Origin of the sequence: Burkholderia pseudomultivorans, assembly GCF_001718415.1 — a bacterium.
GTDB classification, from domain to species: domain Bacteria; phylum Pseudomonadota; class Gammaproteobacteria; order Burkholderiales; family Burkholderiaceae; genus Burkholderia; species Burkholderia pseudomultivorans_A.
The window spans coordinates 646,891-669,930 of record NZ_CP013377.1; the positions used below are offsets into that span (position 1 = coordinate 646,891).

The following is a 23,040-nucleotide window of genomic DNA, read 5'->3' on the forward strand; positions in this document are numbered from 1 at the left end:
ATCGGTCCAACCGGGAGAAACCATGAAGTCGACAAAGATCGCCGCGCTCGTCGCGGTCACGCTGGCGACGGGCGCGCTCGCCAATGCCGCACAGGCCGAGACGGACGGCGCGACGTGCCGCAACGTCCGTTTCGCCGACATCGGCTGGACCGATATCACGTCGACGACGGCGCTCGCGTCGACCGTGTTCGAAGGGCTCGGCTACAAGCCGACGACGACGATCTCCTCGGTGCCGATTTCGTTCGCCGGCCTGAAGAGCAAGCAGCTCGACGTATCGCTCGGCTACTGGTGGCCGGTGCAGCAGAAGCAGCTTCAGCCGTTCCTCGACAGCAAGTCGATCAACGTCGTCGAGCCGCCGAACCTGTCGGGCGCGAAGGCGACGCTCGCGGTGCCGAGCTACGCATACCAGGCCGGCCTGAAGACCTTCGACGACATCGCCAGGCATCGCGCGGAACTGGACGGCAAGATCTACGGGATCGAGCCGGGCAGCAGCGCGAACGCGACGATCCAGAAGATGATCGACACGAACCAGTACGGGCTCGGCGGCTTCAAGCTCGTCGAGTCGAGCGAGGCGGGCATGCTCGTCACCGTCGAGCGCGCGATCCGCGAGAAGAAGTGGGTCGTGTTCCTCGGCTGGGAGCCGCATCCGATGAACATCCAGATCAGCATGAACTACCTGTCGGGCGGCGATGCGGCGTTCGGGCCGAACTACGGCGAAGCGCGCGTGTACACGCTGACGTCGCCCGACTTCATGACGCGCTGTCCGAACGCGGGCAAGCTCGTCACGAACCTGCGCTTCACGACGCAGCTCGAGAACCAGCTGATGCAGTCGGTCATGAACAAGACGAAGCCGACCGATGCGGCGAAGGCCTACCTGAAGAAGAATCCGCAGGTGCTCGACGCATGGCTTGCGGGCGTCAAGACCTTCGACGGCAAGGACGGCCTGCCCGCCGTGAAGGCCTACCTCGGCCTGTGACGCCGTCACGGCCGGTGCGCGGCGACACGCGCGTCGGCCGTTCATCCGAACGATTCACCCGCAATACGACACAACCCGAGTCAAGCGAGGCAACAGCATGAACCACGAAGTCATCATCACCTGCGCCGTCACCGGCGCGGGCGATACGGTCGGCAAGCATCCGGCGATTCCGGTCACGCCGAAGGAGATCGCGGCCGCCGCGATCGAGGCCGCGAAGGCCGGCGCGACCGTCGCGCACTGCCACGTGCGCGATCCGCAAACGGGGCGCGGCAGCCGCGACCCGAACCTGTATCGCGAAGTGGTCGACCGGATCCGCTCGGCCGACGTCGACGTGATCATCAACCTGACGGCCGGCATGGGCGGCGATCTGGAGATCGGCCCGGGCGAGGATCCGATGCGCTTCGGCAAGGGCACCGACCTGGTCGGCGGCCTCACGCGCCTCGTGCATGTCGAGGAACTGCTGCCGGAAATCTGCACGCTCGACTGCGGCACGCTCAATTTCGGCGACGGCGACTACATCTACGTGTCGACGCCCGCGCAGTTGCGCGCCGGCGCGAAGCGCATCCAGGAGCTTGGCGTGAAGCCGGAACTGGAAATCTTCGACACCGGCCATCTGTGGTTCGCGAAGCAGTTGCTGAAGGAAGGGCTGCTCGACGATCCGCCGCTGTTCCAGCTGTGCCTCGGCATTCCGTGGGGCGCGCCGGCCGACACCGGCACGATGAAGGCGATGGTCGACAACCTGCCGCCGGGCGCGCACTGGGCCGGCTTCGGGATCGGCCGCATGCAGATGCCGATGGTCGCGCAGGCGATGCTGCTCGGCGGCCACGTGCGCGTCGGCCTCGAAGACAACATCTGGCTCGATCGCGGCGTGCACGCGACCAACGGCACGCTGGTCGAGCGCGCGCGCGAAATCATCGAACGCCTCGGCGGCCGCGTGCTGACGCCGGCCGAGGGTCGCCGCAAGCTCGGCCTGCCGGCGCGCGGCGAGCGTCCGCTCGAACGTCGCGCACTCGCCGAATACGCATGAGCGTTGTACCCGTATTGCATTGCAAGCCGGCGGCGCGCGACACGCGCGTCGGCCGACCGATTCCCCTCGATTTGAAGGATGCGTTGACATGGCAGTGAAGACCGACATCAAGACGTTCGCCGCCATCGGCACCGGCGTGATCGGCAGCGGGTGGGTGGCCCGCGCGCTCGCACACGGTCTCGACGTGGTGGTGTGGGACCCCGCGCCGGGCGCGGAGCAGCAGCTGCGCGCGAACATTGCGAACGCGTGGCCCGCGCTCGAACGCGTCGGCCTGGCGCCGGGCGCCGATCCCGCGCGGCTGCGGTTCGTCGCGACGATCGAAGCCTGCGTCGCCGACGCGGACTTCATCCAGGAAAGCGCACCCGAGCGCGAGGCGCTGAAACTCGAACTGCACGAGCAGATCAGCCGCGCGGCGAAGCCCGACGCGATCATCGCGTCGTCGACGTCGGGGCTGCTGCCGACCGATTTCTACGCGCGCGCGACGCATCCGGAGCGCTGCGTGGTCGGTCACCCGTTCAATCCGGTCTACCTGCTGCCGCTCGTCGAAGTGCTCGGCGGCGCGCGGACCTCCCCGGAAGCGGTCGAAGCCGCGATCGAGATCTACCGCAAGCTCGGCATGCGGCCGCTGCACGTGCGCAAGGAAGTGCCGGGCTTCGTCGCGGACCGATTGCTCGAAGCGCTGTGGCGCGAGGCGCTGCATCTCGTCAACGAGGGCGTCGCGACGACGGGCGAGATCGACGACGCGATCCGCTTCGGCGCGGGCATCCGCTGGTCGTTCATGGGCACCTTCCTGACCTATACGCTGGCCGGCGGCGATGCGGGCATGCGACACTTCATGCAGCAGTTCGGCCCTGCGCTGGAACTGCCGTGGACCAAGCTCGTCGCGCCGACGCTGACCGACGAGCTGATCGACCGCGTCGTCGACGGCACCTCGGCGCAGCAGGGCACGCGCAGCATCAAGGAACTCGAACGCTATCGCGACGAGTGCATTACCGAGGTGCTGAAGGCAATCGCCGCGGTGAAGGCGCGGCACGGGATGCGATTCGAGGACTAGACGATGACGGGCGATACCCCGCTGACGATATACCGCGACGTCGTGCGGCCCGAGTGGGTCGACTACAACGGCCACCTGCGCGACGCGTTCTACATGCTGATCTTCAGCTTCGCGACCGATGCGCTGCTGGACCGCATCGGTCTCGACGACGCGACGCGTCGCGAGCGGGGCCGCTCGGTCTATACGCTCGAAGCGCACGTGAACTATCTGCAGGAGATCAAGGAAGGCACGCGCGTGCGCGTCGATGCGCGCGTGTTCGCGCACGACGCGAAGCGGCTGCACCTGTATCTCGAACTGTTCGCCGACGGGCATGACGGCGCGGTGTCGGCGAGCGAGCAGATGATGCTGCACGTCGATACGCGCGGCGGCGCGAAGTCGGCGCCGTTCGACGACGATGTCGCCGCGCGCGTGGCCGAGCTTCATGCGCTGCAGCGCGACTGCGCGGCGCCCGCCTATGCGGGGCGCGTGATCGGACTGCCGCCGCGCCGCTAGGGCCGTCGACCGATGCTCGAACCCGAAATCGCGGCGTTCGTCGCGGCCGTCGATACGTGGTATCCGGCCGACGCGGCTTCGCGCTCGCCCGACGCGCAGCGCCGCCTGTACGACCGCTTCGCGGCCGCGTGGACGCCCGCTGCGTTGCCGGCCGGCGTCGTGCAGCACGATGCGGTGTGGCACGCGCCCGACGGGCGTGCGATCGCGCTGCGGCGCTACGGGCCCGCGGATCGCGAAGCGCGCGGCACGGTGCTGTTCTTTCACGGCGGCGGCTTCGTGGTCGGCTCGCTCGACAGTCATGCATCGATCACTGCGCAACTCGCTGCCGACACGGGGCTGGCGGTGATCGCGGTCGACTATCGGCTCGCGCCCGAACATCGCGCGCCGGCCGCGCTCGAAGATTGCCTGGCCGTCACGCGTGCGGCGCGCGACGGCCGTTTGCCGTTCGGGCCGTGCGTGCGGCCGCTGACGCTGGCCGGCGACAGCGCGGGCGGCAATCTCGCCGCGGCGGTCGCGACCGCGCTGCGCGACGCGGGCGAGGGCGGCCTCGACGGGATCGCGCTCGTCTATCCGGCGCTCGGCATCGAGCCGCAGTCGCCGGCGCGCGAAACGGAAGCGCACGCGCCGATGCTGACGCTCGACGACGTGCATCGCTATCGCGCGCTGTACTGGAACGGCCGCTTCGAGGACGACGACGCGGCACTCGACGCGCTGCTGAACGACGATCCGCTGCTGCGCGCCTCGGTGCCGCTGGCTGCGAAGCGGTTCGACGGATTGCCGCCGGTGCTCGCGATCGGCGTGGAGCACGACCCGCTGCGCGACGACGCGCGCGTGTATGTCGAACGGATCGTGACAGCCGGCGGGCCGGCGCGTTACTGGATGGGCGCGGGGCTCGTGCACGGCTGCTGGCGCGCGCTCGCGACGAGCCCGCAGGCCGCGCGCATGCACCGGCTCGTCGGCGAATTTCTGCTCGCGCCGCGTGCCTAGCGGCGTCTTTGTCCCGATCCGCCGATTTCCCGATCGACCGCCGTCGGCATCGCTGCCGGCGTATTCCCGAACCGCGCGAAAAAGCGCCCGGACGCAAGGCGCCCGGGCGAAGCCACCCGCTGCCGGGCGGCGGAGGTATGCGTTTCACAAAAAAAGACGAGCCCGCATGAGGGGCTCGTCCGGATGGCGATTCGCGTGAAACGCGGCGTCCGCTCGGGACGCATCGGCTTACTGGCCGAAGAAGATCGAATCGCGTGCGTTCGACGTCGCGGCAGCCGGGGCGCCCGAGTGGACGACCGGTGCCGGCTGCGCGCCGTAGCCGCTGCTGTCGGCGCCATGCACGCGCGCTTCGGCGGCCTGGATGTCGTTCGGGTAGTACGGGCTTGCCAGACCCGGCTTGTAGCCGGCCTTTTCGAGCTGGACCAGTTCGTTGCGCACTTGTGCGCGGGTCACGGTGCTTTGAGCGAAGGTGCTGAACGAAGCGGACAGGGCGGCAGCGGCAGCAACGGCGATAACGAGCGATTTCATGATGACCTCCGGTGTTTTATTCGGTTCGCTCTCGACACCATGTCTTAAGCGATTGACTAAATCTTAGTCACCGGAGGCTTCAGGGTAAACGCTGATTTTGACGATAGATTGTTTCCTGGGTGGTAACAGTGGCGCGGCGAATCAATCTTTCACCGGGCTTTCTCTCAGATGGCGTAATAAGTATGAAGAATGTGCGCGCCGGCTTCATGGCGCTCCGGCTGCCGCGCCGACCGGCTTGAGCGGCGCGCGACCGGCGGGCCGGCTGGCATCGAGGAAGCGCACGCCTGTCGCGGCTTCCGATGCTTCCCACAGCAGCGCGGCGGCGGCCGTATCGCGCGCCGCGCACGGCACGCTGGCGGGTGCCGGCAGGCCGCGCGCCTCCAGCCAGCCGGACGGCCCGAGATAGGCGCCGCCCGCGAGATCGGGCGCCGTCGCCGCATGAATCGCGGGCAACGCGCCCTGTTCGGCGGACTGCGCGAGATAACGGTTCGCCACGCGCATCAGCGCGGCCCGTGCCGACGCGCGGTCCATCTCGGGGCCCGCGAACTGCAGGTTGGTCGCCGCGTAGCCGGGATGCGCGGCGACGCTGATGCCGGCGAACGCCGCGCGCTCGAAGCGGCGCTGCAGTTCGAGCGCGAACACGAGGTTCGCGAGCTTGCTATCGCAATACGCGAGATAACGGTTGTAGCGCCGTTCGGCGCGCAGGTCGTCGACGCGGATTCGTCCGCCGCGGTTGAGGCCGCTCGACATCGTCACGACGCGCGCGCGTCGCGCCGCGCGCAGCGCCGGCAGCAGGTGGCCGGTCAGCGCGAAATGGCCGAGGTGATTGGTGCCGAACTGCATCTCGAAGCCGTCGCGCGTATGCCGCAGCGGCAGGAACATCACGCCGGCGTTGTTGCAGAGGGTGTCGACGCGCCCGTGACGGTCGGCGACTGCGGCCGCGAAGCGTTCGACCGATGCGAGGTCCGCGAGATCGAGCGGCTCGACTTCGACACGCGCATCGGGATGGCGCCGGCGGATCGCATCGGCCGCCGCCGCGCCGCGCATCGCGTCGCGACAACCCATCACGACCGTCGCGCCCTTTGCGGCCAGCGTTTCCGCCAACTGCCAGCCGAGGCCGCTGTTGGCGCCGGTCACGACCGCGACCTTGCCGCCTTGCGCCGGGACGTGGCGCGCGCTCCATGCATGCATGTCTGCCTCCCTCGGGACGGCGCGCGACGGGCAAACGGGTCGCTGTCACGTCCCATCGTTACATTGAGTGATGTAACAATAATGGGCGCCGGCCGGGCAGACAAGCGGGGAATTAGACCGGCGCTTCCAGGCCGGCGCGCGTCGCATCGCGCTGCCGGGCCCGTATCGGGTCGCTGAAGCTTACTTGCCGCCGGACAGGCCGAGCACTTCGGCGGCGGAGATCATGGCTGCCGCGTTCGCGGGCGCCGGGCGTTCGGCGGGACGGAACACTTCGTCGCCGCGGTGGATCACCTGGCGCGACAGCGCGCAGGTGCCGGTGCGCTGGGCGAAGCGGCGGCGCCAGCGCTGTTCGCCGTAGTGGCAGCGGCCGGGTTCGACCCAGCGGACGACGAGCAGCGTGTCGGACTGTTCGAGGATTTCGACGTGGACGTCGGCGGGATCGAGCGCAGGCAGAGATTTGGAAGCCTTCATTTTGCCGTTTCCTAAAGCTCGTGCGGTTTCCGCCCCCGCAGGGCTGTTACTGCGCGAGGGCGATTCCGTTAGGGGTTTCCATGAGTGGTGCGCTAAATGTAAGCGTCTGTGACCGGAAAAAACATCCTGTCTGGCTCAAATTACCTTTTGCCGATTTAGAAACAATCCACGCTTATTTTCTTGGAAAGCACTGACAAAAACGCCCCGGACGCGAACGTCCGGGGCGGCAAAGCGGGCTGCGCGGCCATGTCTGCTCGCTCAGTCACGGGGTACGCCGCGTGGGACGGAGATGCCCGCAGGGATCGGCAGCGGGCGGAAGGCGACGTACCGGTGCGCAGTCCACCGCGTCATGATCGCGCGCGCATCCCGTTGAAACCCTGACGCGAAGATGACCGTTTTGTCAGTTTGGCGCGGATCGGCGCGCCGGGCGGGGCCGGAAACCGGCTGAAAGGCCCACCGGTATTGGCTCGGTCGGATGCTCGGCTTCGAACGCCAGTTGCCGGCGCGGGGGCGAATTCTGCGCGCGGCACGACGCGCACGGGCTCATGCTCGATCATCCCGGCAAGCCCGCGCCCGCCGAATTCGAGCATGCACGCAGGCGCGCGTTGGCATCCCGCCATGTGAACACGACGGATAAAATGCCTGCGGACGATTGGCCCGATTCGAAGGCGCGTCCGCAATGAAACCGATCCCCTGCGTCCACGTATGCCCATCCAGCCGATTCAGAACCGCCGCCTTTACCAGCAGATCGCCGACAAGCTCACGGCGATGATCGAGTCGGGCGATTTTCCGCCGGGCAGTTATCTGCCGCCCGAACGCGAACTGGCCGAGCAGTTCGGCGTGTCGCGTACGTCGGTGCGCGAGGCGCTGATCGCGCTGGAGGTTGGCGGCCTCGTCAGCGTGCGCGTCGGCGACGGCGTGAAGGTCCGGCATGCCGAACCGGTTGCCGCATCGCCGCGCATCGAGGCCGTCGATACTGCGCCGCTCGAGGTCGTCGAAATCGATCCGGAGTTCGGCATCGCGCTCGATCTCGACACGGAGATTCCTCCGTTCGCGCTGTTGCAGGCGCGCCGGCTGATCGAGCCGGAAGCTGCCGCGCTTGCCGCGCAGCACGGCTCGGACGCGCAGCTCGAAAGCATCCACGCGGCATTCCTGCGCAACCAGGAGGACAATCGCAGCGGCTCGCTCACGCATCCGGGCGACCGGCTGTTCCATATCCGCATCGCGGAGGCGAGCGACAACCCCGCTTATGCGCTGATGGTCAAGCAGCTGCTGGCGCACAAGTACGATCCGATGTTCCGACGCCTGCAGTCGCTGTACATGCCGGACGACATGCCGCATCGGTCGGAGCTCGAACACCGTGCGATCCTCGATGCGATTCGTGCGCGCGATCCCGACGCCGCGCGGCACGCGATGGCCGCGCATCTCGACGAGGTGATCCGGATTTTCGGGCGCGCGCTGGATTGACGGGCTGCAGTCACCGGAATCCATTTCAATTTTCAGGACCACACATGACCCGGGTACCGTATTTCTCGCAGTGGGAGTCGAGGACGCTGATCGACAAGTTCCTGTCCGGCGAGCTTCGCTCCGACGAAGATCCGCTGTGGCACGAGTCGGGCGCACTGAGCCCCGAGGAATACGCGCGATGGAGCCCGCACATCTGCGGCATTGCCTGCCTGAAGATGCTGCTCGCGCATCGCACGAAACGCGTATTCCCGTTGCTCGAACTGGTTCGCGACGCAGTGGCGTTCGGCGTGTATCGCCCCGAACTCGGCGACAGCGGCAAGCGTCTGCACTACCGGCCGTTCGTGAACTGGCTCGGCGAGCGATTTCGGATACAGGGCAGTGTCGTCGAACATACGGAGTCGTCGGCGCTCGAAGCCAGGCTGCGCGACGGATACATGCTGATGGCGTCGGTTCATCCGGGAATCCGGCACGCACCGTCCGAGCCGCCGGCGCGTGGCGGTCATCTGGTCCTGGTGCTCGGCATGGACGGCAAGACGGGCGACTGGGTGTTTCATAATCCGTCGGGCTTCGAGCGGCACACGCAGGAATACGTGACGATGCCGCGCGATACCTTCGATCGCTTCTTTGCCAATCGCGGGATCCTGATTGCCCCTCGGGACTGAATCCGAATCTGTCTCGTGCAGCCCGCCGGCAGGCGAGCGATATCACCGTTCGCCGGCGCGGCGCAGCAGCATGCTCAGAACCGATCGGCGCGATAGGGCGCCGGGTCGGTAAATGGCGTCTCACCCGTCATCATCTCGGCCAGCAGGCGACCCGTCACGGGGCCCAGCGTCAGCCCGTGATGGTTGTGCCCGAACGCGAACCACAGTCCGCGATGCGCGGGTGCGGGGCCGATCACCGGACGCATATCGGGCGTGCACGGCCGGAAGCCGAGCCACGGCTGTGGATCGAGCCGTTCGCCGAAGCCGAACACCGGCCGCGCGATCCGTTCCGCGCGTTCGAGCTGCACGCCGGTCGGCGGCACGCGGCGTCGCGCGATCTCGACGCCGGTCGTCAGCCGCAGCCCGCGCCGCATCGGCGCGATCACGTAACCGTATTCACGATCGACGATCGGCGCCGACGGCACGCCGCGCGCGGATGGCGCGTAGTGCATGTGATAGCCGCGCTTCTCGCGCAGCGGTATGCGATAGCCGAACTTGCCGAACACGGTGTCCGACCACGGCCCGAGCGCGACGACCACCGACGGCGCGGCAGCCGTGCCGTCGCGCGTCCTGACCTGCCAGCCGGGCGACAGCGCTTCGAGCGTCGCGGCGTCGCCGTCGAGCAGTGTGCCGCCGCCCTGTTCGAACAGCCGCGCATACGCTTTGACGAGCGCGGCCGGATCGACGACGCTTTTCGGGTCGCGCCAGTGCAGTGCGCCGCAAAAGCCCGGCGCGAGGCTCGGCTCCTGCGCGAGCAGCGCCGCCGCATCGAGCGGCGTGATGCCGAGCCCGTGGCGGCGCGCGGTGAGCTGCGCGTCGGCGACGCCGCGCTCGAACGCGGCCGGCGTGCGGAACGCTTCCATCCAGCCGCTTGCGCGCACGAGTTCGCCGGCGCCTGCACGTGCGATCAGCGCATCGTGCTCGACGATGCAGCGCTCGATCAGCGGCAGCATGTCGCGCGCGGCCGCCGCGTGGCGCTGCGGCGCGGACTCCCACCAGAAGCGGGCGAGCCACGGCGCGAACGCGGGCAGCGACGCACTGTGCCAGTAGAGATCGGTCGAGCGGTTCAGCGCGTAGCGCATCAGCGTGAACGGGCTGCGCGGGAACGGATACGGCTCGACCGACGAGCGCTCGATCAGCCCCGCGTTGCCGAAGCTCGTGCCTTCGCCGGGGGCGTTGCGGTCGACGAGCGCGACCTTGCGGCCGCGATCCTGAAGGTGCAGCGCGACGGACACGCCGACAATGCCCGCGCCGAGAACGATGACGTCGAAATCCATGGATCGTGGTGGTGAATGGCAGTTGGCGGGCCGGCGTGTGCAGCGCCGGCCCTTTGTTGGTGAGCCTTTGAGTTGCAAGCATACTCGCGAGCGGGCGGCTCGGGTGGAATGCGGATCGTGCCGAGTTGGGGGCGGTGGAGCGCTGGATCACATGCGCGGGTGAAAGGCGTTGGCGCACGACGAAAATGACGCGTCAAATTCGAGATAGTTCGATGTCTGTTGTAAATGCACGACATCGATGCAATGCGGACTCGTCTTATTCGAAGCGTTGAGGCGAGGAATAAGAAAAGGCGATGTGTCAATCTGATAAAACGGGGTCCGTTGTGGCGTCCGATCGGAGTTATCTCTATTTATGCGAATAAGCATGCTTTGAATCGGCTTGATTCTGTCTTGATGGATGAATGGAAGTGGTGGGTTTCAGTGTTCAGATGGGCTGCGCAATATGGATATCAAGCCGGAAAAGGTTTCAAAACGTCAAATCCGTTCGGTCGATGATGGAAGTAAAGCGACCACGTCCCCGCAAAATATAGGACAAATACAAATCATAATTTCAAGGCGCTAGGTTAAAAACGATTTAATGAAGCTGGTGTAGATATATCTGTAAATGCATCGATGAATTAGGATGCGGCGAGGATCAATCATTACGCCGCTAACCAATGAAGCATCGAGAAACTTCGGCAGCGTTGATTTCGGCGTTGGCGAGCGTTTCAGCGTTGGCGCAAGGCGTGAAGCCGTCCGAAATGACGTCCGGCCCGCAAATCCAGCGCTTTCAACAGCAGCAGCTCGAAGCCGTCAAGGAACTGAATCCGAGCCCGAACGTGCTGGCGCCCACCGGCGAAAAACCGGCGGACACCGGCATCGCGAACCTGCCGCTCGACACGCCGTGTTTTCCAATTCAGGCGGTCGCGCTGGAAGGCAATACGTCCGGTTGGCTCGCACGTTTCCTTCAACCGGTCGTGGGGCAGTGCGTCGGCAAGACCGCACTCCGGCAGATTCAGGATGCGGCCAATAACGCGCTGATCGAGCGCGGCTACGTGACGGCGCGCGTTCTGGTACCGACCCAGTCGCTGCAGGCAGGCACGCTGACGCTGCATGTCGTGCCGGGGCGCATCAGCGACGTGCGGGCGGACGGCCCCGCCATCGGCTGGCTGCGCACGGCGCTGCCGACTTCGACCGGTGCGCTGTTGAACCAGCGCGACATCGATCAGGGGCTCGAGAACCTGCGCCGCCTGCAGTCGCAGTCCGACGCCGTCGTCGACATCGCGCCGGGCGCGCATCCGGGCGACTCGGAAATCGTGCTGCATCCCGGTACCGGCAAGCGCTGGCACGCCGTCATCGGCGCGGACAACGCGGGTCTCGATTCGACCGGCAAGTACGAGTTGTCGGGCTCGCTCACGCTCGACTCGCCGCTCCATCTCTACGACCAACTGCAAATCGCCGGCACGACGAACGCGAACTTCGGCGCGTCGGACAAAGGCAACCGGTCGGTGTCCGCCAACTACAGCGTGCCGATCGGCTACGCGATGCTGACGTTGAACGCGAGCCGCTCGCGCTACAAGCAGACCGCGGCGGGCTTCGGCGAGCCGATCGAATACAGCGGCGTCCAGTCTTCGCTTCAAGCCGGCCTGTCAGGCGTGATTTACCGGAACGCACACGCGCGGACGGCGCTGCACGGCAACCTGTTCCGCAAGATCAGCCGCAACGCAATCGACGGAATGGACATACCGGTCCAGCATCGCGACATCGTCGGCTACGAAGTGGGCGCCGCGCATCGGCAATACATCGGCAACGTGGTGCTCGACGGCTCGCTCGCATGGCGCGCGTCGCTGCCGGGCTGGTCCAGTCATGCCGGCACCGTGGTGGGTGCACCGGCGTTCGACGGCAAGACGCAGGTGGTACTCGCGAGCCTGGGCGCCCAGGCGCCGTTCAGGATCGGCGGCCACGCGTTCACGTACCAGTTCGGCTGGAACATGCAGAACGCCCGCACGCCGTTGACTCCTTCGGATTACTTTACGATCGGCACGCGCTATGCGGTGCGCGGCTTCGATCAACAACTGACGCTGGCCGCCGAGAGCGGCTGGGTGGTTTCCAACGAACTCGACTGGTATGTGCCGACGCGAGTCGGCACGCAGGCGTTGTATGCCGGCGTCGATGCGGGGCGGGTGCGCGGGGCGGCCGCGCAATTCCTGATCGGCGACACGCTCGTCGGCGCCGTCGTCGGGGTGCGCGGCAGTCTCGCGGCGAAACGCGTGTTCGGCGCGACGCTGAGCTACGACGCGTCGCTCGGCTGGCCACTGTCGAAGCCGCGAGGTTTCAGGACCGATTCGCCAACACTGCTGTTTCAGGCCAGCACGTTGTTCTGAGCGTAGCGGGGTGAACCGGGCGAGGTCGGGGATCTCGATCCGGCGTTGTGTTGATCGTCAATCAGAAGAAAGGAGAAACCATGCAGCACCCAGGTGAGAAGCATCGCATTGTGCAGGTCGCGGCGGCGACGTTGGCGGTGGCCGCCGCGCTGGGATTGAGCGCGTGTGGCGGCGGTGATGATGGCGGCAGCAACGTCGCGTCGATCGATGCATCGGCGGGCGGTGCGTCCTCGTCCTCGTCGTCGATTCGCGTGGAAGGCGAGTCGAAGGCGCTGTCGAGCAGTTTGGCTGAGGTGAACGTGCTGACGCCGCCCGTCTCGTGGAACGCAGACGGGTCGTTCCCGAGCGGCTCGCTGGTGCTGTCGGCCAGAAGCGTCGACGCGTCGCTGCTCAAGTCCGAGGCGCCGGGCGCGTATACGGTGCTGCCGCGCGGCAAGGACACGCTGAGTCTTTCGACTGGCACCGTGACCGACCTCGCCGGCAACGGCGATTTTGCGATCGGTCGCTGGACGGCGGGCAGCGACTCCGCCGGCCATTCCTACAACGCCAACCAGGGGCAGACCTGGGCGGTCGGCGCGCCGGTCACGGTCAGCCTGACCGATCAGTCGCAGCTGAACTGCTCGCTGGTCGCCGCCACGCGGCCGACGTCGACCGACGGCAATACCGTGCCCGGCTCGCTCGACGTGGCGATTGCTGTCGTGAAGAGGCAGAGCGACGCGTTGGGCCAGTTCTACGCGAACGCGGCGTTGACGCTGCAGTACTCGATCGGCACCGACAAGGCGCAGAGCTTCAGCGGCAACAGCCGGGTGGGCGCGATGTTGACGTCGTCCGGGACGCGCTCGTCGCTCTACTCGTCGTTCATGGGCCCGAACGCAGCGACGCCGTATCTCGTCGTGTCGTATGGCGTCTACGCGCCGACGGCGGGCGGCATCAACGGCCTCGCGATGCTGAGCTGCAAATAACGCGTGACTGCGACCGGCGGCATCGACGCGCGTGCGATGCCGCCGGTCGCACGACTCTTCAGGAAGACCTCGAACATGAATTCCGGAATCTTTCGCCTGGTGTTCAATGCCGTACGCGACATGCTGGTGGCTGTCGACGAAAATGCGTCTGCGCATGGAGGCGGCGAAGGTGCGCGCATGCGACGAACGGTACCGACCTCGGCGCCGGAATCCGGCGTTTCGATCTGGTTCGCGGCGCGCGCGATCGCGTTTGCGGCGCTTTGTACCTTCGGCATGCAGCCGCTCGTCGCCGAGGCGCAGGCCACGCTGCCGATCACACCCGATCGCAGCGGGCCGGCGCATCCGGTTGTCGGCGTGTCGGCATCGGGCGTGCCGCTCGTCAATATCACCGCGCCGAAGAACGGCGTCTCGCTGAACAGCTTCACGCAGTACAACGTCGGCACGCAGGGCGCCGTGCTCGTCAACAGCGGCCGGAACACGCAGACGCAACTCGCCGGCTGGGTCCAGGGCAATCCGTTCCTCGGCAATCAGGCGGCGCGCGTGATCGTCAATCAGGTCACGTCGGGCAATCCCAGCCGGCTGCTCGGGCCGACCGAGATCGCGGGCAACCGCGCGAATCTCGTGATCGCGAACCCGGCGGGCATCACCTGTGCGGGTTGCGGCTTTCTGAACGTCCCGCGCGTGACGCTGGCAACCGGTGCACCGACCTTCAATCCGGACGGTACGCTGGCCGGTTTCGACGTGACGCAGGGGCGACTCGGGATCGACGGTGCGGGGCTCGACGCGCGCGGCAGTGCGATCGACCTGATTGCACGTGCGATGACGATCAACGGCCAGGTGTGGGCCGATTCGATCGATGCGGTGGCCGGCGCGAACCGCGTCGACTATGCGGACAACGCCGCGCAAGCCCGTGACGGCGCAGGCGGGGCGCCGGGCGTCGCGATCGACGTGCAGGCGCTGGGCAGCATGTTCGCCAATAGCGTGCGAATGATCGGGACCGAGGCGGGCGTGGGTGTACGCGATGCCGGATCGATCACCTCGCTGACGGGCGATATTCGTGTGTCGAACAACGGCGACGTGACGATTGCGCCGGCCGCGCGTCTGCAGTCGGCGGCGAACATCCGGATCGACGGCGCGGAAGTTGTGCAGCAAGGCACGATAGTCAGCGCGCAGGCCACGGATCTGAACGCATCGCAGGCGCTGTCGAATACCGGAACGATTGTGTCGGGCGGTAATACGAACCTGACGGCCGCGCTGTCGGTCGACAATGGCGGGCATGCGTACGCGGGCGTGGATTCCGCGGGCCAACTGGTCGACGGCGGTTCGGTCACGGCGCGCGCCGCACAGGTGACGAGCCGCGGCACGCTGGCAGCGGGCGGCAGCGTCAATCTGCTCGCGAACGACGTGACGCTCGATGGCGGGACCGTGAATGCGGCCGGTGCGGTCGACGTGACGGCCGACGGCACGTTGTCGAACGTCGGCGGGACAGTGAGCGGCCGGGACCTGATGCTGAATGCCGCACAACTGTTCAACGATGCAGGCGTCATCAGCGCGCGTGGTCTGGCAAACGTGACCGCACAAGCGGTTTCGAACCGGTCCGGCACGTTGTCGGCGGACGCGCTGTCGCTGAGCGCGGCTGGCGCGCTCGACAATACGCAGGGGCACGTGATCGCCCGCACGGCGCGGATCGCCGCCAAGGATGTGACGAACGTCGCGGGCGAGATCGGCACCTCGCCGGGCGCGCTGGCGCTGACGGCGACCGGCAGCGTGTCGAACCGGGACGGGAAGATCGCAGGCGGCCACGGCCTGACGCTGGCCGCGCATACGGTTTCCAACGCACAGGGCCAGATCGGTTCCGTGGCGGGCGATACGTCGCTCGACGTCGCGCAATCGCTGAACAACGGGGGCGGCAAGCTCGCATCCGGCGACGCATTGACTGTCCGCGCAGCGCATCTCGACAACTCGGCAGGATCGATCGGCGCGCACGCCGCGCGAATCGACGCAACGGATGTCGAAAATACGGCCGGCCGGATCGGCACGACTGATGCACTGACTGTGACGGCGACGGGTGTCGTCTCGAATCGGTCCGGCGTCATGGTCGGCGGCAACGGCATCTCGTTGACGGCAAACCGCATCGACAACGCATCGGGCACGATCGGATCGGTCGCCGGCGACACGACGCTGCGTGCGGATCAGTCTCTGGTGAACACGGGCGGCACGGTGGGTTCCGCCAATGTGCTCGACATCGCAAGCGACACGATCGACAACGCGAACGGCAGCATCGCGGCCGCGCGCGACGCGCTGGTCCGGGCCGGGGATCTCGTCAATGCGGGAGGCCAGATCGGGTCTTCGTCGGCCAGATTGTCGCTGACCGCCGAGCGCGGGATATCGAACGACGGAGGCAAACTGGCAGGCGCAACCGGGTTGTCGGTCAAGGCCGCCATGCTGAGCAATCGGGCAGGCCAGATCGGCGCGTCCAGCGGCGAGGCGACGCTGACCGTCTCGCAGGCACTCGACAATACGCGGGGCACGATTGCCGCCGCCGGCGCGCTGAACGCGCAGGCCGGTGCGTTCGACAATTCGGACGGTACGCTGGCGGCCGATGCGGCGAAGCTCGACATAGCCGACGCGTTGACAAACACCGGCGGCACAATTGCGGCGACCCACGACGCGACCGTGACGGCGCAGACCGTTTCGAATCGCGCCGGCACCATCGGGTCGCTGTCCGGCGCATTGTCGGTGACGACATCCGGTACGACGGACAACGCAGGCGGCAAACTGCTGGCCTTCGGCGACACGACATTGACCCATGCGGGCCTGCTGAACGCGGGTGGCACGATCACGGGCGCGAATGTGACGCTCGCGGCCGGACACGGGGCGATCGACAACACGCTCGGCAACGTGGCGGCGAGCCAGTCGCTGACGAGTCGCTCGGGCGCCCTCGATAACCGGTCGGGGCTGATGCAGGCAGCGGGAGCGATCGACATCGATACACACGGCCGGACGTTCGATAACGGCGTCCTGCCGGGGCAATCGACGGGCGGTCGGGTTCTCGGCAATGGCGTCATACTGGCGACGGGCGCGCTGGACAACACGGGCGGCGCGATCTCGTCGAGCGGTGCGGCGAGCGTCGACGCGGCATCCGTGACCAATGACGCCGGTTCGCTCGTCGCCGATGGCGCATTGACGGTACGAAGTGCCGGCACGGTGTCGAGCGTCGCAGGCCAGATCGGCGGCAACGGCGACGTGACGGTCGCCGGCAAGACGATCGACAACACGCGCGGCGCCATGCATGCGAGCGGCGCGCTGTCGGTGACGGGCGACACGATCCGCAATGCGCAGACTGTCGACGCGTCGCTGCCGACGACGGCAGGCGTGCCGGGGCTGGCCGCAGGGATGGAGGGCGCAAGCGTTGTACTCGATGCCGGCCGGACGATCGACAACGCCGGCGGCTCGATTCGTGCGGACCAGGCGGCGACGCTTGCCGCATCGAGCATCGACAACACGTCGGGCAGCATCCAGTCGAAAGGCGTGGCCACGCTGACGGCATCGGATGTGCTGATCAACAGCCGGGGCGACGTCAACGGCGGTCGGCAACTGACGGTCTCGGTCGGCACGCTCGACAACGACGGCAAGCTCCAGTCGGCGGGCGACGTCGAGGTGACGACACAAGGCGCGTTGAACAACCGCGGCCGGATCGTAGCGGGCCGCGACTTGAAGACGACCAGCAGCGTGCTCGACAACAGCGGGGTGCTGTCGGCGGGAAATGCCGCGAACGTGTACGCCGATACTGTGCTGAACCGTTCGACCGGCGAGATTTTCGGCGGCAACGCGACCGATGTTCATGCAAGCCACTCGGTGACGAACGAAGGCCTGATCGACGGCGGCGCAACGAAGGTGACTGCCGGCGACACCATCGCGAATGCCGGCGGCCGAATCTACGGCGATACCGTGACGATGGGCGCGAACACGATCGTCAACGACCGGAACGCCGAGGGCATCGGCGGCGTGATCGCTTCCCGCGGCGATCTCGACATCGGTGCACGGATGCTCGAGAACCGGAACGACGCGCTCGTTTACGCGAGTAGCGATATTCGCATCGGCGGCGCGCTGGATGCGAACCGACAGGCAACCGGCAGCGCGCAGACCGTGACGAACGACGGCGCACAGATCGATGCCGGCCGCGATATCGCGATCGACGCGACCCGGTTCGAGAACCTGAATTCGAACTTCCGGACTTCGACGATCGCGACCGACAGCGGCAATCAGCTGTGGTATCAGGTGCCGGGCTCGACCGAGAGGATCGACCCGTCGACCATTTACCTGTACCAGAAGAACAGTCAGGAAATCCGTCCCGGCACCGACTACCGTTGGGCGCTGGACGACGACCAGAAATTCATCTTGCTGCCGTCGGAGAAATATCCGTTTGCCGAGTATGCGAAGTACACGATGAACGGTGTAGCCGGCAAGATCGACGTGACGGCTTACCCTGCCGGAAACTTCGGGGCGAGCGGGGCTGCGGCTCAGACCGGTGCATACCGGACAGTGCCTGCCGATATCTGGGCACAGTTCGGCGTCGCTCCGCCCCCGGACGCAAATCCGGCATGGATGACGACGGGACCGTTCTGGATGACGGCAATCGGCAGCCTGTTCGCCGGCCGAAGCAAGGTCGGCAGCGACTGGTTTGCCGTCAAGCCGCCGACGGAAGCCGACGTGACCGGCGAGAAGCGGCCGATTTTCGGGGTGCCGAGCCCGTCGTGCATGACTTCGACCCACGCCGCATGTGCGCCATTCCAGCAGTGGTACAACGCGACCGCAGCCGCCTATCGGAGCCTCAATCAGGCAATCGCCGCGTATAACGGCGACGTGGCTGGGCGGCTCGTGGAGACCTATACGGTCTACACCGTCGACGTGAAGTCGACCACGGACGTTGTCACCGCGTCGCAGCCCGGCACGATCACCGCGGGCCGTCACATCACGATCGACGCTGCGTCCGGCATCAACGACAAGAGCCGGATCGTGGCGGGCGACGGCAACCATCCGACAAACGTGCAGAACATCGGTGCGACGGGCACCGAGACGTTCACGGGCTCGGGCAAGGCGATCCATACCTGGGTTCAGTCGGGCGGCGCATTCAGGGGCGACGAGCGCGCGAGCTCGACCGCCGATTACTCGCCGGCCATTCCATCGCGAACGATCGATCTGCCGATAGTGCTGACCGATCCGGGCACGCCGTCCAGTCCGGTCAAGAGTGTCGCGGCGGCGATCGCCGCCGCGCAGGGCACGAGCGGGTCCGGCGTGACGCCGGTTGCGGGCAAGAACGTCGATGGAGAAGTCCGGGTTGGGGCGGGCGTCGCCGGCGTTGCGGTCGGGAACGTATCGGCCGTGAAGGCCGATGTCGGCGGCGTGGTCGTGCGGACAGTCACGCCGAACACAAGCGTGCCGGGCAATGCGCTGTATCGGGTGACGACCGACCCGGGCGGCCGCTTCCTGATCGAGACCGATCCACGCTTTACCGACTACCGGCAGTGGGCGTCGAGCGACACGATGCTGGATGCGCTCAAGGTCGATCCGGCTACGGTGCTCCGGCGGATCGGCGACGGCTTCTACGAGCAGCAACTGATTCAGCAGCAGATCATCCAGGCGACGGGGCAGCGTTTCATCGGCGACTATACGGACAACCAGCGCGCATACCAGGCCCTGATGGCGAATGGCGTCAAGGCGGCGCAGCAGTTCGGGCTGAACATCGGCACCACGCTGACCGATGCGCAAATGGCCGCGCTGACAAGCGACATCGTGTGGCTCGTGAATCAGACGGTGACCTTGCCGGACGGCAGCCAGCAGACGGTGCTGGTGCCGCAGGTCTATCTGCGCGCGAACGCGGCGGACGTGACCGGCGAAGGCACGATCGTTTCCGGCAAGGACGTCACGATCGAGTCGGATGGTGCATACAGCAACTCGGGCACGATTGCGGGTCGCCACGTGACGATCATTCGCGCCGATTCGATCGATAACAGCGGCACGGTGTCGGGCGGAACCGTGCTCGCGAGCGCGACTCGCGACCTGAACAACCTGGGCGGGCTGATTCTCGGCAATGCCGTTGCTCTGTCGGCCGGCCGCGACCTCAACCTGACGAGTACGACGAGTTCGGTGACCGCCGCGAATGGCAGCGCGACCGGTATCGACCGCGTATCGACGGTCAATGCGGGCACGTTGCAGGCGGTCGCCGGCCGCGATCTGAATGCCGATGCGGCCGTGATTGCGGTGGCGGGGGATGCGGTACTGGCGGCGAACAACGACATCAATCTGAATGCGGTTCGCCAGAGCAGCCGGGACGCGGTGAGATGGGACGATCGCAATCACGCACAACACACGGTGTCGATCGATACCGGCACGCAGATCGCGACGGGCGGCGACCTGGCGATCGTGGCCGGCCGTGATGTGAACACGACGGCGGCTTATGCGAATGCGGGCGGCGCGATTGGCGTCAGCGCCGGGCGCGATGTCACCCTGAACGCCGGCGAGCAGAGTGCGAGCGTGCATGAAGCGCACTATCGCAAGGAAAGCGGGCTTTTGTCGTCGAAGTCGACGCACACGATCGATTCGAGCAGCCATACCCACGCGATCGGCACGACCTTGTCGGGCAACACAGTCGCCGTCGAGGCCCGAAACGACCTGACGGCGAAGGCCGCGGCGATCGCCGCGACCGGCGACGTGAACCTCGTCGCGGGACACGACATCAGGGTGACGACCGCGGACACGGCCTCGAGCGAATATCACTACAAGGACGTGAAGAAATCCGGCCTCGGCAGCGCCGGCGCGGGGATCTCGTATGGTACGCACCAGACGATCGGCAGCAGCCGCGAAACGGTGAAGGGTTCGCAGGGCAGCCTGATCGGCAGCACGGGCGGCAGTGTGTCGATGCAGGCCGGCAACAAGCTGCACATCACCGGGTCCGACATCGTCGCCGGCGGCAACGTGACGGGCGTCGCGAAGGAAGTGACGATCGATGCGTCGCAGACGGATCGTCAACGCGAAGAAGTCCGCGAGGTGAAGAGCACGGGTTTCGCGCTGGCGGTGAAGTCGCCGGTGATCGATGCTGCGCAGAACGTATCGCGCCAGGCACAGGGCGCGGGCGCCAGCCAGGACGGACGAGCGGCAGCGCTGCATGCACTCGCGGCGGCGGGCGGCATGGCGGACCTGGTCGGCGCGACGGGCAACATGACGCACGCGCTGAACGATCCGAAGGGCAAGATCGACGCGAAGCTGGAACTGAGCTTCGGCTCGTCGTCCAGCAAGTCGACGTTCGCCGAGCACAGCACGCAGCACAACGGCAGCAGCGTGAAGGCCGGCGGCACGGCCGCGTTCGTCGCGACCGGCGACAAGCATGCCGGGCAGGGAAACGTGACGATCCAGGGTTCGGACGTGACCGCGAACGACGTGGTGTTGCGGGCGACACACATGGTGAATCTGGTCAACAGCACCGATACGGACAGCACGCGCAGCACGAACGAGTCGAAGAGCGCGAGCCTCGGCGTGTCGTATGGCACGGGCGGCTTCGGTGTGTCGGCGTCGATGGCGCGCGCGCAGGGGGATGCGAACTCGGATGCGGCCACGCAGAACAATACGCACGTCAATGCGCGCAATACCGCGACGATCGTCAGCGGCGGCGATACCAATATCGTCGGCGCAAACGTCACAGCGAACACGGTGATCGCAGACATTGGCGGCGACCTGAATCTCGCATCGGTGCAGGATACGAGCGCGAGTGCCGCACGCCAAACCAGTTCGGGCGGCGGGCTCAATGCAGGCATGGGCGGTGCGAGCGCGAATGTCAGCGTGCAGGCTGGCCGCGCGAGCGGCAGCTATGCGGGGGTGAACGAGCAAGCGGGCATTCAGGCGGGAGACGGTGGCTTCGATATCAAGGTCGGCGGCAATACGGACCTGAAGGGCGCGTATATCGCGAGTACCGCGACGCAGGACAAGAACCAGCTGACGACCGGGACGCTGACGTTCTCGGATATCCAGAATCGTTCGGAATACGACGCGAGCAGTGTCGGGATCAGCGCGGGCGGCGGCGTGGGCAACGGAGGGAACAGCTACGCGACGCATGGGCCGGAGAGCGGGAAGAACACCGGCGGTGCGTTGCCGCTCTTTGTCAGCGAGCGCGATAGCAGTAGCGCGACGACGAAGAGCGGGATCAGTGTCGGCAGCATCACGATCACGGACGAAGCGAATCAGCAACAGGACGTGGCGACGCTCAATCGTGATACGTCGAATCTGAACGGCACGGTGAACAGGACGCCGGATTTGCAGCAGGCGCTGGGCAGTCAGTCGGATCTGATCAACGCGGCTCAGGCGGCGGCGGAAGCGGTTGCGAAGCAGATCGGTCACTACGCGGACAGGAAGCGCGATGAAGCGCTGAAGAACGCGGACGGCGCGAGTGATCCGGCGCTCAAGGCTCGGTATCAGCAGGAGGCGCGTGACTGGGCAGAGGGCGGCGACAGCCGGACGGCGTTGCATGTTGCCGGTGGTGCGTTGACGGGTGGTTTGACGGGCGGCGGATTGGGCGCTGTGGGCGGGGCGGCGGGGGCGGGTTTGTCGGCGAAGCTCGCGCCTCGGTTGAATGAGATTGCCGAGTCGATCAGGGATGCAGGGCCGACGGGGAATGCGAATGTGGATGCGTTGCTGGGGAATCTGGCTTCGAACCTGCTGGCGGGTGGGGCGGGGGCGGTGGTTGGGGGTGGGGCTGGGGCTGGGGCGATCTCTGGCGCGAGTGTGGATTGGTTTAATCGGCAGTTGCACGAGGACGGTAAGGCGAAGGAGCAGACGCTGGCGAAGAAGCTGGCAGCGGAAAGCGCCGGAAAATATACGATGCAGCAGATTCAAGACCAGATGGCGCAAATGGATCTGGTGATGAGCGATGGAGGGGTGTTGCCGGGCAATGTGCGAGTAGCGTCGGGAGAGATGCCGCAGGACGGGACGGAGTGGGCGCGGTATGGCGTGAACAAGGCGGGTCAGACGGTGTGGACGCAATCGTTGGGTCCGGGCGATCCTGATTTGCAGGCGTATATTGCGAAGGGAGCACAGGGTAGCGGGTTCTCGTATCAGTCGACGACGACGGGCAAGAATCCGGGGTTGTTCCGGTTACCGGATTTCGTGAACTTCCAGGTGGATTACTTCGTTGGAAGCGTGTGGGGGACATTTACACGGGATGGAAACGCATTCTTCGGCGGAGGATTGAACATGGGGCTGCCGAACACGGTTGGTGCTGGCGTGAATATATCGGCTGGCTATTTGAATACGAGTACAGTCAGGCCGGGCCAGACAAATAACTTTGCTGACGGATACGCAGGTGGGGGGGCCGCACTGTATGGTGGTTTAGGAGGCGGCATTATGGTGTCGCCTGGTAATGGTACGGCCACCATTATCGGCTTCGGTGCAGGTGTGAACGTAGGGAAAACGAACAATCCTGCATCTGTTGGTTGGGGTTTCTCCGTTGATCAAGGTGAAACGGGAGTTAGGTGGTAGCCATGGGACCGTC

Annotated in this window: 15 protein-coding genes; 11 read left to right on the plus strand and 4 right to left on the minus strand. The window is 66.4% G+C overall.

Features of this window, described 5'->3' with window-relative positions:
- Positions 1-22: 22 nt before the first annotated feature.
- The 5 genes from WS57_RS02770 to WS57_RS02790 all read left to right on the plus strand — a co-directional run bounded on the left by WS57_RS02770 (position 23) and on the right by WS57_RS02790 (position 4,536).
- Entirely contained in the window at positions 23-976 is a 954-nt protein-coding gene (locus WS57_RS02770) for a choline ABC transporter substrate-binding protein (RefSeq protein ID WP_059515255.1), read from the plus strand.
- A gap of 97 nt (positions 977-1,073) precedes the next feature.
- The gene (locus tag WS57_RS02775) at positions 1,074-2,003 is read left to right on the plus strand and encodes a 3-keto-5-aminohexanoate cleavage protein (protein ID WP_009688378.1); all 930 of its coding nucleotides are present in this window, start codon (positions 1,074-1,076) and stop codon (positions 2,001-2,003) included.
- An 88-nt stretch (positions 2,004-2,091) separates the two neighbouring features.
- A complete protein-coding gene (locus WS57_RS02780) occupies positions 2,092-3,057 on the plus strand; it encodes an L-carnitine dehydrogenase (protein ID WP_009688379.1) in 966 nt (321 codons plus the stop codon).
- Between the two features lie 3 nt (positions 3,058-3,060).
- The gene (locus WS57_RS02785; RefSeq protein WP_009688380.1) at positions 3,061-3,549 is read left to right on the plus strand and encodes a thioesterase family protein; all 489 of its coding nucleotides are present in this window, start codon (positions 3,061-3,063) and stop codon (positions 3,547-3,549) included.
- Positions 3,550-3,561: 12 nt separating this feature from the next.
- Entirely contained in the window at positions 3,562-4,536 is a 975-nt protein-coding gene (locus tag WS57_RS02790; RefSeq protein WP_059515259.1) for an alpha/beta hydrolase, read from the plus strand.
- Positions 4,537-4,764: 228 nt separating this feature from the next.
- Here WS57_RS02790 and WS57_RS02795 read toward each other — a convergent pair whose 3' ends face one another.
- The 3 genes from WS57_RS02795 to WS57_RS02805 all read right to left on the minus strand — a co-directional run bounded on the left by WS57_RS02795 (position 4,765) and on the right by WS57_RS02805 (position 6,726).
- Positions 4,765-5,064 (minus strand): DUF4148 domain-containing protein, encoded by a 300-nt coding sequence (locus WS57_RS02795; RefSeq protein ID WP_009689260.1) that lies wholly within the window; start codon positions 5,062-5,064, stop codon positions 4,765-4,767.
- Positions 5,065-5,268: 204 nt separating this feature from the next.
- Complete coding sequence (locus tag WS57_RS02800; protein ID WP_069243718.1) at positions 5,269-6,255, minus strand: oxidoreductase; 987 nt, start codon at positions 6,253-6,255, stop codon at positions 5,269-5,271.
- A gap of 180 nt (positions 6,256-6,435) precedes the next feature.
- On the minus strand, positions 6,436-6,726 hold the full coding sequence (locus WS57_RS02805; RefSeq protein ID WP_009692763.1) for a DUF3331 domain-containing protein: 291 nt from the start codon (positions 6,724-6,726) through the stop codon (positions 6,436-6,438).
- A gap of 545 nt (positions 6,727-7,271) precedes the next feature.
- On the opposite strand from WS57_RS02805, the gene WS57_RS38345 reads away from it, so the two are divergent.
- The 3 genes from WS57_RS38345 to WS57_RS02815 are packed head-to-tail and all read left to right on the plus strand — an operon-like array spanning position 7,272 to position 8,855.
- The gene (locus WS57_RS38345; RefSeq protein WP_155755041.1) at positions 7,272-7,409 is read left to right on the plus strand and encodes a hypothetical protein; all 138 of its coding nucleotides are present in this window, start codon (positions 7,272-7,274) and stop codon (positions 7,407-7,409) included.
- A gap of 22 nt (positions 7,410-7,431) precedes the next feature.
- The gene (locus WS57_RS02810; RefSeq protein WP_069243719.1) at positions 7,432-8,193 is read left to right on the plus strand and encodes a FadR/GntR family transcriptional regulator; all 762 of its coding nucleotides are present in this window, start codon (positions 7,432-7,434) and stop codon (positions 8,191-8,193) included.
- A 44-nt stretch (positions 8,194-8,237) separates the two neighbouring features.
- Complete coding sequence (locus WS57_RS02815; RefSeq protein ID WP_040131137.1) at positions 8,238-8,855, plus strand: hypothetical protein; 618 nt, start codon at positions 8,238-8,240, stop codon at positions 8,853-8,855.
- 74 nt (positions 8,856-8,929) lie between these two features.
- Here WS57_RS02815 and WS57_RS02820 read toward each other — a convergent pair whose 3' ends face one another.
- Positions 8,930-10,171, minus strand: a complete 1,242-nt coding sequence (locus tag WS57_RS02820) for an NAD(P)/FAD-dependent oxidoreductase (RefSeq protein WP_040131138.1) — start codon at positions 10,169-10,171, stop codon at positions 8,930-8,932.
- A 656-nt stretch (positions 10,172-10,827) separates the two neighbouring features.
- On the opposite strand from WS57_RS02820, the gene WS57_RS02825 reads away from it, so the two are divergent.
- From WS57_RS02825 to WS57_RS02835, 3 genes are all read left to right on the plus strand, one after another.
- Positions 10,828-12,534: a ShlB/FhaC/HecB family hemolysin secretion/activation protein gene (locus tag WS57_RS02825; protein ID WP_069243720.1), complete on the plus strand. Its 1,707-nt coding sequence runs from the start codon at positions 10,828-10,830 to the stop codon at positions 12,532-12,534.
- An 80-nt stretch (positions 12,535-12,614) separates the two neighbouring features.
- On the plus strand, positions 12,615-13,496 hold the full coding sequence (locus WS57_RS02830; protein WP_069243721.1) for a hypothetical protein: 882 nt from the start codon (positions 12,615-12,617) through the stop codon (positions 13,494-13,496).
- 3 nt (positions 13,497-13,499) lie between these two features.
- Entirely contained in the window at positions 13,500-23,027 is a 9,528-nt protein-coding gene (locus tag WS57_RS02835) for a hemagglutinin repeat-containing protein (protein ID WP_155774254.1), read from the plus strand.
- The last annotated feature ends 13 nt before the right edge of the window (positions 23,028-23,040 follow it).

Excerpts from the sequence above, each read along its gene's own strand:
- WS57_RS02825 (WP_069243720.1), top strand. The coding sequence starts at position 10,828 with ATGAAGCATCGAGAAACTTCGGCAGCGTTGATTTCGGCGTTGGCGAGC.
- WS57_RS02810 (WP_069243719.1), top strand. The coding sequence starts at position 7,432 with ATGCCCATCCAGCCGATTCAGAACCGCCGCCTTTACCAGCAGATCGCC.
- WS57_RS02785 (WP_009688380.1), top strand. The coding sequence starts at position 3,061 with ATGACGGGCGATACCCCGCTGACGATATACCGCGACGTCGTGCGGCCC.
- WS57_RS02815 (WP_040131137.1), top strand. The coding sequence starts at position 8,238 with ATGACCCGGGTACCGTATTTCTCGCAGTGGGAGTCGAGGACGCTGATC.
- WS57_RS02795 (WP_009689260.1), bottom strand. The coding sequence starts at position 5,064 with ATGAAATCGCTCGTTATCGCCGTTGCTGCCGCTGCCGCCCTGTCCGCT.
- WS57_RS02790 (WP_059515259.1), top strand. The coding sequence starts at position 3,562 with ATGCTCGAACCCGAAATCGCGGCGTTCGTCGCGGCCGTCGATACGTGG.
- WS57_RS02770 (WP_059515255.1), top strand. The coding sequence starts at position 23 with ATGAAGTCGACAAAGATCGCCGCGCTCGTCGCGGTCACGCTGGCGACG.
- WS57_RS02820 (WP_040131138.1), bottom strand. The coding sequence starts at position 10,171 with ATGGATTTCGACGTCATCGTTCTCGGCGCGGGCATTGTCGGCGTGTCC.
- WS57_RS38345 (WP_155755041.1), top strand. The coding sequence starts at position 7,272 with ATGCTCGATCATCCCGGCAAGCCCGCGCCCGCCGAATTCGAGCATGCA.
- WS57_RS02805 (WP_009692763.1), bottom strand. The coding sequence starts at position 6,726 with ATGAAGGCTTCCAAATCTCTGCCTGCGCTCGATCCCGCCGACGTCCAC.
- WS57_RS02775 (WP_009688378.1), top strand. The coding sequence starts at position 1,074 with ATGAACCACGAAGTCATCATCACCTGCGCCGTCACCGGCGCGGGCGAT.
- WS57_RS02800 (WP_069243718.1), bottom strand. The coding sequence starts at position 6,255 with ATGCATGCATGGAGCGCGCGCCACGTCCCGGCGCAAGGCGGCAAGGTC.
- WS57_RS02780 (WP_009688379.1), top strand. The coding sequence starts at position 2,092 with ATGGCAGTGAAGACCGACATCAAGACGTTCGCCGCCATCGGCACCGGC.
- WS57_RS02830 (WP_069243721.1), top strand. The coding sequence starts at position 12,615 with ATGCAGCACCCAGGTGAGAAGCATCGCATTGTGCAGGTCGCGGCGGCG.